At 33.8% G+C, this 18262-nt stretch carries 13 protein-coding genes and 1 riboswitch; of the genes, 1 reads left to right on the plus strand and 12 read right to left on the minus strand.

Annotated elements, in window-relative coordinates:
* Positions 1–97: 97 nt before the first annotated feature.
* From BM120_RS01755 to BM120_RS01805, 11 genes are all read right to left on the minus strand, one after another.
* Entirely contained in the window at positions 98–2230 is a 2133-nt protein-coding gene (locus tag BM120_RS01755; RefSeq protein ID WP_177187346.1) for a pilin N-terminal domain-containing protein, read from the minus strand.
* 667 nt (positions 2231–2897) lie between these two features.
* Positions 2898–3365 (minus strand): 6,7-dimethyl-8-ribityllumazine synthase, encoded by a 468-nt coding sequence (gene ribH / locus BM120_RS01760; RefSeq protein ID WP_091992764.1) that lies wholly within the window; start codon positions 3363–3365, stop codon positions 2898–2900.
* 36 nt (positions 3366–3401) lie between these two features.
* Complete coding sequence (locus tag BM120_RS01765) at positions 3402–4613, minus strand: bifunctional 3,4-dihydroxy-2-butanone-4-phosphate synthase/GTP cyclohydrolase II (protein WP_091992765.1); 1212 nt, start codon at positions 4611–4613, stop codon at positions 3402–3404.
* A 33-nt stretch (positions 4614–4646) separates the two neighbouring features.
* Positions 4647–5303 carry a riboflavin synthase gene (locus BM120_RS01770; protein ID WP_091992766.1) on the minus strand — a complete coding sequence of 219 codons (657 nt, stop codon included), beginning with the start codon at positions 5301–5303 and terminating at the stop codon, positions 4647–4649.
* Positions 5288–6403 (minus strand): bifunctional diaminohydroxyphosphoribosylaminopyrimidine deaminase/5-amino-6-(5-phosphoribosylamino)uracil reductase RibD, encoded by a 1116-nt coding sequence (gene ribD / locus BM120_RS01775; protein WP_207645682.1) that lies wholly within the window; start codon positions 6401–6403, stop codon positions 5288–5290. The genes BM120_RS01770 and ribD overlap by 16 nt, the downstream gene beginning before the upstream one ends.
* A 236-nt stretch (positions 6404–6639) precedes the next feature.
* A riboswitch (FMN riboswitch) is annotated at positions 6640–6753 on the minus strand.
* 85 nt (positions 6754–6838) lie between these two features.
* The gene (locus BM120_RS01780; protein WP_091992767.1) at positions 6839–7105 is read right to left on the minus strand and encodes a hypothetical protein; all 267 of its coding nucleotides are present in this window, start codon (positions 7103–7105) and stop codon (positions 6839–6841) included.
* A gap of 193 nt (positions 7106–7298) precedes the next feature.
* On the minus strand, positions 7299–8081 hold the full coding sequence (locus tag BM120_RS01785; protein ID WP_091992768.1) for a hypothetical protein: 783 nt from the start codon (positions 8079–8081) through the stop codon (positions 7299–7301).
* A gap of 2 nt (positions 8082–8083) precedes the next feature.
* Positions 8084–10294, minus strand: a complete 2211-nt coding sequence (locus tag BM120_RS01790) for a heavy metal translocating P-type ATPase (protein ID WP_242941525.1) — start codon at positions 10292–10294, stop codon at positions 8084–8086.
* A gap of 150 nt (positions 10295–10444) precedes the next feature.
* Positions 10445–10828, minus strand: a complete 384-nt coding sequence (locus BM120_RS01795) for an HMA2 domain-containing protein (RefSeq protein WP_091992769.1) — start codon at positions 10826–10828, stop codon at positions 10445–10447.
* Positions 10829–10968: 140 nt separating this feature from the next.
* Positions 10969–11559 carry an HMA2 domain-containing protein gene (locus BM120_RS01800; protein ID WP_091992770.1) on the minus strand — a complete coding sequence of 197 codons (591 nt, stop codon included), beginning with the start codon at positions 11557–11559 and terminating at the stop codon, positions 10969–10971.
* Between the two features lie 363 nt (positions 11560–11922).
* Complete coding sequence (locus tag BM120_RS01805; protein ID WP_091992771.1) at positions 11923–12756, minus strand: deoxyribonuclease IV; 834 nt, start codon at positions 12754–12756, stop codon at positions 11923–11925.
* A 412-nt stretch (positions 12757–13168) separates the two neighbouring features.
* Here BM120_RS01805 and tpx point away from each other — a divergent pair, with 412 nt between their 5' ends.
* Positions 13169–13678: a thiol peroxidase gene (gene tpx, locus BM120_RS01810; RefSeq protein ID WP_091992772.1), complete on the plus strand. Its 510-nt coding sequence runs from the start codon at positions 13169–13171 to the stop codon at positions 13676–13678.
* Between the two features lie 189 nt (positions 13679–13867).
* On the opposite strand, the gene BM120_RS01815 is transcribed toward tpx, so the two are convergent.
* Complete coding sequence (locus BM120_RS01815) at positions 13868–18070, minus strand: SpaA isopeptide-forming pilin-related protein (RefSeq protein WP_091993016.1); 4203 nt, start codon at positions 18068–18070, stop codon at positions 13868–13870.
* Between the last annotated feature and the right edge of the window lie 192 nt (positions 18071–18262).

Raw genomic sequence — 18262 nt, forward strand, 5'->3', positions numbered from 1 at the left:
AAATGAGTAGGTTGATTTTCAACCTACTCATTATAATTATTCACAGAAGCTATAGTATGTTTATCTGAAAAATAAACATACCCTTTGAAAAATAATATTATGCTTCTTCTCTATTTTTCTTTATAGCATATGCTGCACCCAGCATTAGTGCAAGACCTGCTACTGTAAAGATTATTGTACCTATACCACCTGTTTCTGGAATAGTAACTTTTTTGTTGACAACCTTCTGTGCATTATTGTTACCAGTATCCTCAGCAACGTATTTAATATTCATAGTTGACCCTGCACCAGACTTTGCAACTTTAAAATCAATGTCCTCTATTTTAGCAAAGCCTTTTGGAGCTTCGATTTCTTCAAGCTTGTAATCATCATATTTCAAGCCTGAAATTTCAAATTGACCCTTGTCATTAGAAACCAACACGACTACATTATTAGCATCTTTACTATCAACCCATTCGTACTTAATTGATGCTTTATGGAATGCATCGTTATACTCTTTTTGCTTATCCGTTACAGTCTTTTCCAAATCATCCTTATTAGTATCATCTTGTCTTTCATTATAAGCCTTGACTGCTGCATCCAAATTTGTTTTCGCTGTAGCCAACGCAGTCTGTTCCGCTGTAGCAGTCTGATCTGATTTAGATGCCAAGTATTTATTATTCTTTTTAACAACAAACTTCGCACCTGCTAATCTTACAGGAGCATCTGAACTGTCAGTCTTTACAAATTTCTTTCCACCAGTAACAACCTTTGGCTCTGTTGGATTAAGTGGTGTAGGATTATCAGTATCCTTTTTATTTTTAACTGTTACTGTTCCATTACTAACACTCTCATAGCTAGGAGTATATCCGGCAACACGTTCTGATATTTTCCAGTCATTAGAATCTTCTAATCCTGTAAATTTACCAGAAAATTCTCCAGTAACACTGAATTTTATATCGTTACCTAAATCAAATGTGCCACTCGTTGTTGACTTATCTAATGTAACAGCAGCTTTATTTTGACCACCCTTCTTTAAAACATATGTTACAGACACATCATCAGGAGCAGTTCCAGTAGTTCCATTCGCCCAAGTCTTAGTTACCGTTAACTCTTTATTAGATGGAGTAACTTCTTTTTCTTCTATTTCGCTATATGGTTTATTACCATATTCAAGATAAATGTTATTCTTTTCTGGATTATCAACTATTGCTGTACCATTAAGTGTCGCAGAATATTTGATTGTAAATTCAACATCATTGCCATCGCCACTATCCGGTTTAGTAACAGCCTTTACCTTTTTTAAACCTTCTTCAGTCAACGAAAGAACAAAACCTCTATCATCAAAAACAATTTTATAATCTGCATTATTAGTCAAGCTTATATTATTATCTACAGTAATAGCTACATCATTGTTGAAAGTTAATCCGTTTGTCATGCTATCCTTCCAAACCAGCTTTCCATATTCAGTTCTTGCTTTTACACGTGTCTTTACTTCATAAGGTATCTTAGTTCCTACTGTTTGAGTAACTTCCTCTTTTTGAGTAACATACTTATCATAATCAGCACCAAATTTTTTTGTTGTCTCCTCACTTAGATTTTCGTAAAAATCTTTGTTTTCGTCACCATTCTTTTTTGCAAAATTCTTGTCAATTTGTGGTTTATCCTCTGTATTCTTAGGATAAACATGTGCATTCAAGACAGTACCATTATTGTTAACAAGCGGAAGTGTTATTTTAACCGGAACCGCTTTTGAATCTGCCAAAGTTTCACCATTTTGACCAACATAAGTTGATTTTGATTTAACTTCAACGATTTCAAATTTCCCTTTAAGCTTTTCTGTTTTAAATGCTATACCGTTAGCTTTTGTAAGTCCACCCACAGCTTCATCAATATCATCCGTTGCAGCAAGAGGGTCTGCTGGTGAAGTCTTATCATCAGCTTTAGCCTTCACATATTTGCCATTTTTACTATCATCTCCGTAATCACTAGCAAATTTTAAAGCAAAGTATACATTTGGAACCTCTTTAACATTTTTTCCAGCCAATTGCTGTAATTTCTTCAATGCCTCAAGATCCTGAGTACCATCATAATCTTTTACATCCGGCCATGCTGCAAGCTCTTCTTTAGTCATAACTAGCTTGTGCAGTGTAACCGTATTTGTAACAGCATTCTCTGCTTTTGATGTTTTCTCTTCGGCAAATGCTATATATGGAGCAAACACTCCTACTAGCATAGCTAACGCTAGCATACTCGATAAGATTTTTTTAATTGTACGCATATTCTTCTCCTTTTTTAATTTTTTTTTTGCATGACACGATGATTTCTAGAATAAAACAGAAAATTCCATTTATTTTAAAATCTATGATAAACCTAATATTTAAAATTAGGTCTTATCCTTTAGCATATTACATAATAGCTATCAAACAGAAAATAATTAGAAATCATCATGTAAAATATTTTGTGCATTTAATCATAAAAAATGAAAATGACTAAATTTTCTACTATATATTATCATTTCATTATAATATTGTCAACTTTTTGTATATAATATTATAGTTCTTTAAATATATAATATTTAATGTAAATAACATTCGCATTTATATTATAATTTTTTTCAATAAATATACTTTATTTTTACTCAAATTCAACTTTTATTTCTTTATAAACTTTTTTTATTAATTATAAGCTTTTTTCATTTTTTTGAATTTAAAGCAAGAAAATTTTATAATTCTGTTGTGATTTATTTGTAAATAAAAAACTCCCTATATTGATTTATTCAATCAATATAGGGAGTGCTATTTATCTATTCTATTTTTATTTCTCTTAGCTGTTTTTGTCTTTTTTATTACTTCTATTGCTTTTCTACTACTCCTATTACTTCTATCACTTTTCTATTACTTTATTCGTATCTCCAGCTACCCTTTAATTTCTCTTAGCAAATTTATCATCTCTATTGCACCAACAGCAACGTCATAGCCCTTATTTCCGGATTTAGTACCGGCTCTTTCAATTGCCTGCTCTATATTTTCTGTAGTTATTACACCAAACATAACAGGTATACCTGTATCCAACGAAGCATGTGCTATTCCCTTTGAAGCCTCATTGCATACATAATCATAATGCGATGTGTTTCCTCTTATCACTGCACCCAGACAAATTATGGCGTCATATTTTTTACTTTTTGCCATTTCTGATGCTACCAGTGGTATTTCAAACGCTCCCGGTACCCATGCTATCTCAATGCTATCCTCAGCTACATTATGTCTTTTTAATCCATCCAAGGCACCTGAAATAAGCTTGGACGTTATAAGCTCATTGAATCTTCCTGCTACAATACCTATTTTTATATCATCAGCCACTAGCTTACCTTCATATATTTTCATTTTTCTACCTCCAATTTCTTTACACCTGTACTTAGCTTAGTCATTTCCTACAACGGACAGTATATGCCCCATCTTATCCTTTTTTGTCAATAGATATTTCTTATCATGCTCATTTGCATTTATTTCAATTGGAGCTCTATCTATTATTTCTATTCCAAAATCTGACAATTGATATATTTTATCCGGATTATTAGTGAGTAGTCTCATCGTTTTTACTCCAAGGTCCTTCAATATTTGTGCACCGATATAATATTCTCTCATATCTCCTTCAAAGCCCAAAGCAATGTTCGCATCAAGCGTATCCATGCCTTGCTCCTGTAGCTTATACGCCTTTAGCTTATTTATTAGTCCTATACCTCGTCCTTCCTGACGCATATAAAGCAATATACCTCGTCCTTCTTTCTCTATCTGCTTCATTGCCGACTCAAATTGTTCTCCACAATCGCATCTCAATGAGCCAAATACATCCCCAGTTAGGCATTCTGAATGAACTCTACACAGAATGTTTTTTCCGTCGCCTATATCTCCTTTTACAAGAGCTACGTGATGCTCTCCATTCAATTTATTGACGTAGCCGAATGCTCTAAAGCTTCCATACCTTGTCGGCATTTCGACATCTACCTCACAATTGACCAGCCTTTCATTTTTCTTCCTATACGATTGAAGCGCTTTTATCGTCGTAAGCTTGATATTCCACTGCTTCGCAAGCTCTATCAGCTCGCTCCTTCTCATCATCGTACCATCATCCTTCATTATTTCGCAGCAAAGACCGACCTCCTTTAGTCCCGCTATTTTTAATAGATCAACAGTTGCTTCCGTATGACCGTTTCGCTCTAGTACACCATTTTTCTTTGCTGTCAGAGGAAACATATGACCAGGTCTTCTAAAATCAGATGCCTTTGCTTCAGCATCAACGCATGCTCTGGCAGTCACACCTCTTTCAACTGCAGATATACCCGTTGTCGTATCGATATGATCTATTGACACCGTAAAAGCGGTTTCATGATTGTCAGTATTTGTCGTAACCATTTGCGGCAAATTCAGCTTTAAGGCATATTCCCTACTCATCGGCATACATATGAGTCCTTTTCCATAGGTCGCCATAAAATTTACATTTTCTGTCGTCGCAAACTCAGCTGCACATATAAAATCCCCCTCGTTCTCTCTGTCTTCATCATCTGTAACAAGGATTATTTTCCCTGCTCTTAAATCCTCGACTACCTCTTCAATGCTATTAAACTTAAACATTACGAATCCACCTTTCTCAATTTTATTAATCATCTAAAAGCCATTTTTCAACAAAAACTCTTCCGTAATACCACATCCCTTCTTTACCTCGTATGTATTATTCTCGAAATTTATCAAGCGCTCCACATATTTCCCAATACAATCATTTTCCAGATTTACAATATCGCCTATTTTCTTTTCGTTTAATATCGTGTTTTTTGATGTGTGTGGTATGACTGACACCTCAAATGAATCCTCGTACAAGCTTGCTACTGTAAGACTGATACCATCAATCGTAATCGAGCCCTTTCTCACTATGTATTTCAGCAAATGCCTTTCGCAAGAGATTTTGTATCTGAAGGCTATGTCATCCTTTTTTATATCAGCTATAAGACCGATACCGTCGATATGACCCGATACAATATGACCTCCAAGCCGTCCATTGACCTGCATCGCTCTTTCCAAATTTACTTTTTTACCTATAGCTACTCCTAATAACGATGTGTTATTTAGTGTTTCGTGCATAACATCCACACTAAAGCTATCTTTACAGAACTCTGTAACAGTTAGGCAAATTCCATTTACTGCTATACTATCACCCAAGCTCATATCATCCATTATTTTTTTTGCTCTAATAGTTAGCTTCTGAGAATTTACTCCTCTAATAACCTGGCTAACCCTTCCTACTTCCTCAACTATTCCGGTAAACATTTTATAACCTCACTCTCCAGTAAAATATCCTCTCCAAAATACCTTACCTTTGGCTTTGAAAGCCTTATTGCATCGTCTGGAAAGTCTATTCCTCTTCCGGCAACCGGTGTTTTTGCAGCTCCTCCAAATATTTTGGGTGATATATATGCCTGCACCTTGTTCACTATGCCTGCTTCTAGAGCCGACCAAGCAAGTGCTGAGCCACCCTCTAATAATATGCTGTCTATTCCCTTACGCCCCAGCTCCTGCATTAGATTTCGCAAATCTATTCTGTCATTAGCTGAAAATCCTTCATTATCTGAAAATCCTTGAACTAAAACCTCACACCCATAATTCTCATAAAGCCTTATCAATTTATCGTCCTGTGACTTTGTAACGATTATTGTTTTATCACTCACAGAAGCTTTAACTATTCTGGAATCAAGCGGAGTTTTTAAGCTGGTATCACATATTATTTTGATAGGATTGTTGCCCTGCTCTAAGCGACAATTTAGCAATGGATTATCTGATATTACGGTATTTACACCTACCATTATGGCAGAGTACCTATTTCTAGCTCTATGAACGTTAATTCTCGACTCCTCGCCACTAATCCATCTTGAAGCTCCTGTCCTGGTTGCAATTTTACCATCGATAGTCATTGCATATTTAAGAGCTACATAGGGTGTTTTCGTTTTTATGTAGTGAAAGAAAATCGTATTTAGCTCTCTACACTCATCCTCCAGGACACCTTCTACAACAGCAAGCCCTTTTTTTCTCAGCTTATTGATACCCTTTCCTGCTACCAATGGATTAGGATCTCTAGCTCCTACAACTACCCTTGATATTTTGTTTTCGATAATCGCATCCACACATGGAGGTGTTTTTCCATAATGGCAGCATGGCTCCAATGTAACATACATGGTTGCCCCCGAGGGATTTTCTGAGCAGCTTTTGAGTGCTTCTCTTTCAGCATGCAAGCCACCATACATTTTATGGTAGCCCTTTCCAATTATTCGATTATCCTTTACGATTACGGCACCTACCAAGGGATTTGGATTGACCCTTCCAATACCCTTTTCTGCCATCTCAAGTGCAATTTTCATAAATTTCTCGTCCAATTTATCCCCCCTAAAAATAATATAAAAAAAATCCTGAACAAATGCTCAGGACAAATTTTATAAATTTATTTGTTTATTCTTTATACAGAGAAATCATTGATACATTTTAGAAAGCAGCCTCCAAGCTCAATTCCAAGCTGTATATAATTTGCAATCCGTATATATTATATAAAAGGTATATATTATATAAAAATGCTCTGAAATGACAACATTTCAGAGCACAAATAAACAATACAAAATCTCTTCTCTCATCCAGACTATACTGTCGGCTTTGGAATTTCACCAAATCATGCATAACGCTCGCGGGCTTTACCGCCGGTAGGGAATCACACCCTGCCCTGAAGAAAATAATATTTAATTAACAACTATAGATTAACATATAGCTTCGCAAATTGTCAACAAGAAATATTCAAGGAATTTTCTCAAAAATTTATACTACGCTTCAGTAGATACTATTGTAACGCCATTTAAATCCTTTTCAGCTATTATATCTTCAATAGTTTCCTTTGTTTCCATCAACTTTTCTAATGACATCGAATAAAAATCTGTGTTATTTCCTGATTCAATATTAAATCCGTGATTGTTTAGAAATGAATTTACTGCATCTTCATTTTTCTTGTATGCCACATAGCCCACAACACATACTCCTACACCAATTGCCACACCTTTAATAAGCTCTGTTCTCTGATTAAAAAAATTCATAATAACCTCCTAATTTTAACAAATAATTATATTTTTTTACTATTACCATAGCTTTTTATATATTTTTATGTTTGCATATATTTAAATATAATTTTATTATATATTTTTGTTATATATATTTCTTTGTTTTATAATATATTTCTTTGTTTTATATATATTTCTTTGTTTTATATATTTTTATTTTTTACTTATTTTATCTAAGTATACTCCTCCTTACGCTTACATTTCTATAAACATCCAAGCACGAGCCTAGGAATTGATTTACAAAAAATGTTTTACTTGATTCTTCAATAACCTTTATGTTGTCATTTATTACAACGGTGCTTAGTACAGCTGATTTATTTCTCCTTGCAAGTATATGTCTTCCAAAGGTCAAAAACCAAGCTATCGTTGGAGAATAAATGCTTGTTGGCACATTGTTATCTGCTACAGAGGTCGTTTCCTTATGTATGGAATTAACAAGATACATTATCGACATTACCTCTGGATCAAATGCTCCATTTTCACTTAATTCCTTGTATCCATGCTCAAATATTGCACCCAATGTGGTACCAAATGCACACCATCTTATAAAGCTTTTATATCTCGATAATCCCGAGCCAACCCCCAAAAAAGTAGTACCTAAATCAAGTATAATAAAGCCCAAGGACAATATCGCACTATAGCTAAGCTCGTTGTTTCTTGATGATCTATAGTTTAGCTTAATATTTCTAACATTGATGTCTTTGGAATACAATCCACAAAATATCATAAGCAAATTATCTAGCTCAAAATCATCCTTTGTCTCATATTCTACAACAACAGTGTGAGAAATACTATTAAAGCAGCCTTTTTTTATCAATCCATCAGCTTTAAGCCTTTCAAGCAGCTTTGATGCATTTACAGGGTCTCTTCCCAATCTCAGCCTTATTCTTCCAGGTATTGAAAATATGACATCAACATTTACATAATTTCTGCAATAACATTTTTCTGCCATATCTAATTCCCCCCCTTTAAAGATGCATTAAACAGCAATCTACAGGAGTTACCAACTACAAAAATGGTACTCATATTATGCATAACAGCACTTAAAAATACTGATATATTACTTGTAGCTCCCAACACAAGACCTATAGTGTTGATACCTATAACAAGTGCAAAGTTCTGCTTCACGATATCCATTGTTGCCCCAGATAGCTCCATTACCTTTGGTATCATCAATGGGTTGTCAGAGCTTATAACAATATCTGAGGTTTCAATAGCAACATCGGTTGATTTACTTCCCAGTGATATTCCGACATTGGCATATGACAACGCCGGAGCGTCATTTATTCCATCGCCAACCATGATTACTCCAGTACCATCAGCCTTCAGCTTTAGAATCTGATCAGCCTTGTCCTCCGGCAACAGCTCAGCCTTATAGCTGTCGGCATTTACCTTGCTGGCAACCTCCATTGCTTGCTTTTTCATATCGCCAGTCAATATCGTCACTTCATTTATTCCATTTGCTCTCATCATATTGATAGATCTTTTTATATTTTTTCTTGGCTTATCATAAGCACCAAGCACACCCAAAAATTCATCACCATATGATATAAATATCGGTGTAACACCTTCAGCAAATTCTATTGCACCTCTATCAGGATTGATTCCATTTTCTGTCATAAATTTCAGATTTCCAACTCTTACGATTTTTCCTTTTACAGTCGTATATGTTCCTCTTCCAACGACAGCTTCTATAGCACCATGTCTTGGTGCTTTAACACCCAATAATTTTCCATATTCAAGTACACAATGTGACAGTGGATGTGACGATGATACCTCCGCTGCACACGCCAGCTCTACAATTTGCTTTTCAGTATAATTTTCGTTGGCAAGATATACATCCTTTATCCTTGGCTTACCCTCAGTTATCGTTCCTGTTTTGTCGAGAACAATCGTATCTGAAAGAGTTAACTGTTCTATAAAGGCTCCACCCTTTATCAGGACTCCATTTTTCACTGCTGTATTGATCGAAGCAGAAAAAGCAGTTGCCGTAGATAATTTGATTCCGCAGGAATAGTCTATTACGAGCATATTTAATGCCTTTGTAGTACTTTTTGTAACTCCATACACAACCGCACTTAGGATTAGATTTAACGGAACGAGATAATTTGAAAACTTATCTGCATATTTCTGTATTGGAGCCTGTTGAGTCGCACTGTTTTCAACAAGATTTATGATTCTTGATATCACAGTATCATCTCCGACCTTTTCAGCTTTAACAGTAATAGTTCCATTTTTTATTATTCCACCTGCATATACCTTATCCTTTGATTTTTTGATAACAGGCATATATTCGCCTGAAACAGAGCTCAAATCGACAATAGCCTCTCCAGCTATAACTTCACCATCGACACAAATTTTTTCTCCAGTGTGAATAACTACTCTGTCGTCTTTTTTCAATCTATCTACACTACATTTTTCAAGATTACCATCTTCGTTTAATCTCCAAGTCACATCCTGCTCCAAGCTAAGTAAATTCTTTATTGAATTTCTAGTTCTCTCAACAGTGTATGCTGTCATAAATTCAGCAATATCAGACAGTGCAATAATCGTAAGAGCTGATGTGCTATTTCCAAGCAGTAAGCTCGCAATTATAGATGTAACCGTCAAAAAGTCTGCATTTGGTCTCTTTGTCTCAACAAGCCCATCCCAGGATGTCCTAAAAAGTGGAGAAGTCAATGCCAAGCTAGTTATCGCCGGAAGCGTCGTAAACTTATCGTACACAGGCTTATTTACCAGTGGCGAGTTTAATGAGCTGAGTAGCTTTGTCCCAAGAATCACAGCACCATTTACTACCAGTCTAGCCAATAGTTTTTTGGAGGATTCATTTTCTGAATCATACCTCTCACTTGACTCATTTTTCTTCTGCTCTATGTAGTTTTTGTAAATATCTAAAGAAAATTTATCTACAATATGATCTACACTCTCTAAAATTTCTGAAATCATATCAACTGAATTAAATTCGCTATATTTTATTAGAATCGTTTCTGTGACAGAATTTATCTGTACATGCTCTACATAATAAATATCGCCAATTTCTCTAAGCAGATTATCAAATTCATCGCTAATATACCTTATACCTTGATATTTAATTCTAATTCTTCCACTAATATTAAAAATTACCTTGCCCTTTAGTGAAAATACCTTATTTCCCAATTGAATCACACAATACCTCCCTTCAATGAAATAAAATTTTACCAAACGAAATATAGTTCAAAATATTAATTATTAAATATTGATTACTATTTCAGCTTAATATTAGATATCATTAATTACTATCAATTATACAGCAAAATCAAAAAAAATTATATAGCTTTACTTGATATTTGCAAGGTTGATATCAAGTATTTTAAAAACAATTTCTCTTGCTTCCTCTTCAGATTTTTCTGATAGCTCATTGATTAGTCTTTCATTTTCAACTGCAAGCCTCTTTATCAATTCAAGCCAATTAATTATCCTCTTTGAATCGACCTTAGCTTTGTCATACTCTATCAAAATAGTACCAATGACAAAGTTAAAATTCACATTTTTTATTCCGTCTAGCTTTTTTATCGCCTCAATCCCATAATTTTGGTATTCAATTGATTCCTTTGGCAGTCTTTTGTAGTTATTTACCTTTAGCCTTAGCCTACCAGGTAAATCCGAAACAACCTCAAATTTAAACAGCAATTTTAAAAACGATGCTTTAATATTCAGCATTTTTACCTCCACAATTATTCTAGTTAGTCAAGTATTGACATAAATCCACACAGCTATTCTAGCTAGTCAAGTATTGATTTAAATCCACACAGCTATTCTAGCTAGTCAAGTATTGATTTAAATCCACACAGTTATTATAGCTAGCTAAGTATTGACCTGGACCACCATAGCAGGGTCAAATAGTCTGGTCTAATGATACAGCCATTTCTCCTTATTTGATAAAATGCACCAACGACCAGCGCTATTAAAATCAGCGTTTTCGTGTTTAATTTTCCATTGGTGTAATCATATATCCCATTATTTACTGCTTGTGATATATTCCTAATTTCCTTTTCAATTGATGATTCCTTGTTTCCATTTATTAGCTTGTCAAGCTCAAGCAGCTTTATCACAGCCCCCTCTAAGGTTTGAGCGTCCAGATTTTTCTCATCATATTCAAATAACGCACTTCCTGTCAACGTATTAATCTCACATTTTTTTATCAAAGGAAGCTGCTTAATCTGTGTAATAAAATTATTGGCTAGACTGTGGTTTGATTTCAGTACCGGAATGTAAAATCTCACTCTTCCAGCTATAGCACTCCTGACCTCTATTACATTTTTAAACGATGGAATGCTTAGACTATTAATATTCTTTTTTATGGAGCTTATATTTTTTATATCCTTTGAATTGGTCAATACCGAGCTCGCTAATAAAAGCCCCCAAAATATAAATCTTCTTCTCGCTAACAAAATATCTCCTCCCTTCACCTATCACTTATTGTTTGTTTGAACGACCTGTACACCTTCATTAGCACGATACCGGTAAAATACTAATGCAATATTTATATTACACCAAATGCCTGTAACATATTATTAAATATTATTATACCATTTTTATTATCAATTGCAATATATTTTTTTGATTTTTTTATGTATTACCAATATTTTTATATTCTCATTTGAATAATTTTCTATTGATAATGACTTTTGTTTAGCACATTTTTAATAGATTAATTTTCAAGTATTTTATATTTCAACTTTTTTCTTTAACCTACTTTTTTCTTTAACCTACTTTTTTCTAGCTTACTTTTTCTCTAGTTTTTTTCCTCGTGCTTACTTATCCTCCAGCCCCCTTAGAATTTCTATTTCCTTTTTATAGCCATCGAAATCATTTGGTGTTTCGAGAATCATCGGAAGAGCTTTTAAATACGGATGGTTTACTATTTTTTTAAACGTATCAATTCCTAAATACCCATCACCTATTTTTTCATGTCTATCCTTATGTGCTCCAAGAGGATTTTTACTGTCATTTAAATGTAGAGCCTTCAATTTGTCAATACCTATAATCCTATCAAATTCAGATAACACAAAATCCAAATCATTTATAATATCGTATCCTCCATCGCTTACATGACAAGTATCCAAGCAAACACCTATTTTGTCCTTGTGCTCCACATTATCAATAATTTGCTTTAATTCTTCAAACGTCTTTCCGATTTCAGTTCCTTTACCTGCCATTGTTTCAAGTAAAATTGTAGTGGTCATAGCTTCAAATATAACCTCGTTTAAAAGATCAGCAATCAGCTCTATGCCTTTTTCTGTTCCCTGCTTCACATGGCTTCCTGGATGAAAATTGTAATAATTATTCGGTATCAATTCCATTCTCTCAATATCTTCCTTCATAGCCATCCTTGCAAATTCTCTTGTCTTTTCATCAGAGCTCGCCAAATTCATCGTATAGGGAGCATGTGCAACTAATTTTTCGAATTTATTTTCCTTTAAATATTCATTGAATTTCTCTATGTCCTCCATATCAAGCTTCCTAGAGCTTCCACCTCTAGGATTTCTAGTAAAAAATGCAAAGGTATTTGCATTCATTTTTGTTGCCTCTTTCGCCATATTCAGATATCCCTTTGATATGGAAAGATGTGAACCTATTTTTATCATACTTATACCTCACCTTTATTCCTTTTTGTTTTTTCAGTTATCCATTTTTGTTTTTCAGTTATTTTTTTTGTTTTTCAGTTATTCTTTTTTATTTTTTCAGTTTACTAGCCTCTAGCTTATCACATAATTGTTATTATTAGTTTAGCATCTATATATGAAATACCCAAATAATATTTATCTAAATTAAATTTCTGATGTTAGTTTTATAAAATGATGTTAGTTTTATAAAAAAACTCGCCAAAGCATTTTATTTTTCAGGAATATTTCTCAAACAAATTTTCTCAAATAAATTATATCAATATTTTCTTTATTTATGATTATTGACAGCTATGATGGGTATAAATAAATTATAAAGCTTAATTTAATTGTATCAAATTAATAATATATAAATATAAGTAATCCGGAGGTAAAAATGGAAAAGAGATCAGTAACAACATTCGCAGGTAATCCTGTAACATTGGTAGGTAAAGAGGTTAAGGCTGGAGATAAGGCTCCTGATTTCGTATGCTTAAAAGGAGATTTATCGCCCTTCACTTTGGAGGATGTAAAGGGAAAAATCAAATTAATAAGTGTTGTTCCATCTGTTGATACAGGTGTTTGTGAGCTACAGACAATCAGATTTAACAAAGAGGCTTCTACTCTAAATGATGTGGCAATAATAACAATAAGCTGCGACCTACCCTTCGCTCAAGCAAGATTCTGCGGAGATAAGGGAATTGAAAATGCAGTAGTAGTATCTGACTACAAGGATACTTCATTTGGTTTAAGCTATGGATTCTTAATCGACGAATTTAGATTATTAAACAGAGGTATCGTTGTTATTGACAAGGACGACACAGTTAAATATGTAGAATATGTGTCAGAGGTAACTAATCATCCAGACTATGACAAAGCATTAGAGGCGGTAAAATCATTATATTAATATATTTTTAATATGTCGTTTTAATATATCTATATAATTTATCAAAAATAGTTCGCTACTCAATGGTAGCTAAAAAAGAACTCGAGTATTCTTAGCTACGAAATGAATATCACGAGTTCTTTTTTATTAGTTTTTTTATTAGTTTTTTTATTGTATTATTTTAGTAGCTCCTTTTTTGATTTTATCAGCTTAGTTATATCCTGATCTCTGTCTCTGAAAAAGCAATATACCTGTCGACATAATCAATATACCGATTACTGTAAAAATCAAGCTTCCTATACCTCCGGTGCTTGGGTACTCCTGATTTATGAAATTGATCATTTGGATTGACAGCCTGTTGTCCTTTGAAGTAGCCTTAACCTCTTCATCATTGACACCATCTGACAGTGTTATCGTTCCATTCGATAGTGTAAATTCAAATGGCTTGATTTTGTCGTACCCATTTGGAGCTTCTAGCTCTTCCACTTTGTACACACCATCATCTAATAAAAATACAGCATCAGCTGCATTTGAAGTTTTCCAGGTCAATGCATTTTCATTTTCAAGCACCATGCCTTCATAATTTGCTTGATGCCAAGCCAAATCACTAAATTGTGGTTTTTGAGCACTGTCTTTTGAAGAAAGCTTTAATTTTACACCTAGAAGCGTTTTGTCCGTCAATTTACTCAGCTTCTGAATACTTATATTTGTTTTCACTTTTTCATTTTTTATCTTGATATACATTCTATTTGTATTGACAATGTTACTCGTATCAATAACAGCTTTTTCATTATTATTCAATACTTTAAATCGTGTAACTGCCTTATTAAGAGCTCCATCATGAGACTGCTTGTCTTCATAAAGCTCCAGTAGAATTGGTTTAGATAATTTTTCATATCCATTTGGCACCTCTTCCTCTACCAATGCGTACTTGCCCAGAGTTTTTGCAGCAAAAGGATTTAGCACAGTCGATGTACCGTCGGTAATTGATATATCATGTACAAGATTTTCCTCGTTTAATTTAGTCGCAATATTGCCCTCAGTCGTGTCTTCATCCACCTTATAAAGCTTAAACCTGGCTGTTCCAGTTATCTTATTACCAGACATATCCAGCTTTTCCAATACCAGCTTTGGGTTTTGAATATTACCTATAAATGCTATATTATTCTCTGAGGTCATATTCCTTTGCATTTTTGATGTTATCGTCTTGCTAATATTTTCATAAGCCCTTGCATTTATTTCCTTGACAGAAAACCATTTATTTAACACTGGCTCTTTATTTACAAATCTTATATATCTTGCATAAATAGTCATATTTTTTTCACTTATATCACCTTGATTCGTATTGTCATCCGAATATGATTTATATGTTTTCCATTCGACATTATCTATTGAATATTCCATATCAAGCTTCGACATTCTATCACTGTTATTATTTCCTTGCCCTTGCATAAAATTAACTTCATGAATTAGCTTTGAAGCACCCAAGTCAATTCCAACATAAGTACCAACTCTAATATTGTTGTTTTCATGATTACCAATTCCTGGGCCACCCAAAGTATTTCCCGGATCAGTTTGATGCCAAATTGCCGATGTATCAATCCTTCCGTCAATCGCATAGCCATCGTTTGAGCCTCCGGTATTTTGATTTAAAAGCTTGTCCTTGATAAGTGTCCTCTGCGATTCTGCATATGTATAATTTGCATTTGAAATAGGTAATTTGAATATGTGAACATTTCCGTCATCATCCACAATAGCCTTATAAACAAAGCCATCTGCAACATAACCAGAAGGAGCCTGTGTTTCTTCAAGAATATATTCTCCCTTTGTAAGACCCGTAAAAACGAAATTTTCATTTGCATTTTGTTTTATTATCTGTGGCTCAAAGGTATTATCATCTAGCTTTGATAATTTAAACTCCATTTCAGATGTTATATGACGACCGGTTGATTCTATACCCTTTATTCTTTTTGATATTGCAAAACCAACTGTATCGTTGACAACTGTGTACAATAAGTTTTTTGAATCTACAATCTGCATCGGAAAGGAATTTTTAGTCACAGGATTTCCATCAGAATCCGTTATCACAACATCATTTTTCGATTTTACATCTATATTAAAGGTTTTATCTGTTTTTATATAACCTGCTCCTGCGCTAGCTTCCTCTAGCTTGTATTTATGCCCCTCAAGCAAGCTCGGAAAAACAACGTATCCATACTCGTCTATTCCATATTCAAAAACATTGTTTATATCTTTATCCGTTATTCTGAATACAAAATCTTTCTTTAGTAGAGGACGAACGTGTGTGGGATCGTACCCAAGATTTGTAACACGGAAAGTATCTGGCTGCTGCAGCACGTGTTCAGCTCTAACAAATTGCTTTGTAGCACCATCCCATTTATAAAATACACGCTCTCCATTTTCTTTTTTTACCATAAGTATATTACCATATCTACTGATAACAGAAAAATTATCCTTATCTATTATCTCGATTTTATCCAATGAATTACCATAGCTATCAGTTACCGACGTGTCATTTCCATTATCTATTATTCTTAATGTAAATGAAGCTTCTAAAAGTAATGGCCTTGTCGGTTTAAAAATTTTGCCACTTTGGCTTCTCCACTCCTCCTTACCACTTACCTTTGTATATATTTCACCCTGATTATCCTTGTATGTAACTACATTTCCATTTACTATTTGTGTATATTTGTTTGAGATATTATCCTCAAATATCAAATTTCCGTCCTTGTCCTTTTCCTGAGAAATTACTTCTCCATATTGATTTACATATGCTTTTTTTGATTTATCATAGGTGAATGTATTTCCATATGTATCAGTATACTGCATTTTTCCATTTTTTAAATCGTAAGCTGGCTTTACTACGTTATTGCTTGGATCCGATTTTTTAATCTTGAAAAGACCAATCGAGTCCTTTGGTGTTATTAGATCTACAAGACCATAACCAAAACCAGAGGTCGGTATATAATACTCCTCATATGTTCGCTTTTTTACAACACCTTGATAACTAAACATTCCTATTTTGTAGGCAGCCTTTCCTTCAAATGTCGACGGATTCTTTTTTCTCGCCTTAATAGCTCCAAAATAGGTTTTGCTTTGATGATAATTAAAATTTGCATACCAGCGTCCATCACTTTGTTTTGTAAAAGCTATTCCTTGAACGGTTTGTCCAGTATCGTAATGTGCCATAGGAGGCACTATTGAGCTTGGAGCAGCGTTAGTAAAATCAAGACCTTCACCGCTGTCAAAGCCTTTAAATAGCTTGATTTCTTCAATATCAATGGTACTATCAACAGGATATATCCTTACATTGCTACCCGCAGTCGCATCTGTAGCTCCTTTATTTGCCTGATAAATAAAATGATAATATATGTACTCTCTATCTTCATAGTGAGGATACAAACGCTCCTTACCAAAGGAGTGTATGTTACTTCCTCCCCAATATTTAAACAGCTCTGTTTCATAATTTACATACATTCCAGATTTATTTGGATCACCATTGGCATCATTTAACTCAACCGGATTTGCATTCATATATTTTGACACATATGTTATATCTCTACCGATAAATGCCCTCTGGTTATTGATCAGCTTGCCACCTGCCTGAGTTCTCATCAGTAGGTTGTTCGGTCTAAAGCCCGTAAAAAAATAATCCTTTGACAGCTGATATTCCAAATCTTCAACATCCCAAGACCATTGCTTCTTTCCTTTCCTAACATGTCTACCATTACCATCTGTAATTGCATTCAATCTTTTATTAAGAGGAGAATCCACATTAGAAGGAGCATTCATAGCCTCACCTATTATTGCATCTCCCTCTATAACTCCCTTGTCATTAGCATACTTCTGAACGACAAACGTCAATTCTCCTTTTTTTGTATAGTAAACATTTAATAGTGGTACACCATACGGATTTTTAGCATCACCTTTGGTTTTTATGACGAAAAATATATTGTCATGTCGATTATTGTACCTATTCGGTTGACTATCTAGTGAGGCATATGGAGCTTCCTCATTATCGCCATACATCGGCATCCTATTAAGCAATAGCTGTTCTCCATAATTTAATGTAAAATAGTCACCCTCTTTAGCTTCCTTTGGAAGCTTAAACTTAATATCCATACCAGCACCATATTCGTTGTATTCTAATTTTTCAGTTTTGTACTCATAATATGCAAATGTGTCAATATTGGCATAGGTAATACCATAAACATTATCTATGCTGGTTACATTTCTCTCCTCTGCAAGAGTTTTTTCAGATTCAAATCTATACCCAGAAATAAATGCTATAAGCATCGCAAATAGAGATACAATACATAAGAAGCTATTTTTCCGCCGATTGTTTTTTATAATTATCTTAATCATTTCTGATATTTTTTTACCGCTTTTCATAACCCTTTTTAGACCTCAATTCTAAATTTACAAATTTAAAAATGTTTTTTGTATAAGTATAATAAATATAATTTTATATTTTAATAAAATATAATCCAACAAAAAAATAAACTATTAAATTAATTAATAGCTATATCATTAATATTGTAATTAACACAATATATTTATTTAAAATATTTATTATCTTTTCAA

Source organism: Peptostreptococcus sp. D1, from assembly GCF_900112955.1.
GTDB lineage: Bacteria > Bacillota > Clostridia > Peptostreptococcales > Peptostreptococcaceae > Peptostreptococcus.

Excerpts from the sequence above, each read along its gene's own strand:
- BM120_RS01755 (WP_177187346.1), bottom strand. The coding sequence starts at position 2,230 with ATGCTAGCGTTAGCTATGCTAGTAGGAGTGTTTGCTCCATATATAGCA.
- ribH (WP_091992764.1), bottom strand. The coding sequence starts at position 3,365 with ATGAAAATATATGAAGGTAAGCTAGTGGCTGATGATATAAAAATAGGT.
- BM120_RS01765 (WP_091992765.1), bottom strand. The coding sequence starts at position 4,613 with ATGTTTAAGTTTAATAGCATTGAAGAGGTAGTCGAGGATTTAAGAGCA.
- BM120_RS01770 (WP_091992766.1), bottom strand. The coding sequence starts at position 5,303 with ATGTTTACCGGAATAGTTGAGGAAGTAGGAAGGGTTAGCCAGGTTATT.
- BM120_RS01780 (WP_091992767.1), bottom strand. The coding sequence starts at position 7,105 with ATGAATTTTTTTAATCAGAGAACAGAGCTTATTAAAGGTGTGGCAATT.
- BM120_RS01785 (WP_091992768.1), bottom strand. The coding sequence starts at position 8,081 with ATGGCAGAAAAATGTTATTGCAGAAATTATGTAAATGTTGATGTCATA.
- BM120_RS01795 (WP_091992769.1), bottom strand. The coding sequence starts at position 10,828 with ATGCTGAATATTAAAGCATCGTTTTTAAAATTGCTGTTTAAATTTGAG.
- BM120_RS01805 (WP_091992771.1), bottom strand. The coding sequence starts at position 12,756 with ATGATAAAAATAGGTTCACATCTTTCCATATCAAAGGGATATCTGAAT.
- tpx (WP_091992772.1), top strand. The coding sequence starts at position 13,169 with ATGGAAAAGAGATCAGTAACAACATTCGCAGGTAATCCTGTAACATTG.
- BM120_RS01815 (WP_091993016.1), bottom strand. The coding sequence starts at position 18,070 with ATGAAAAGCGGTAAAAAAATATCAGAAATGATTAAGATAATTATAAAA.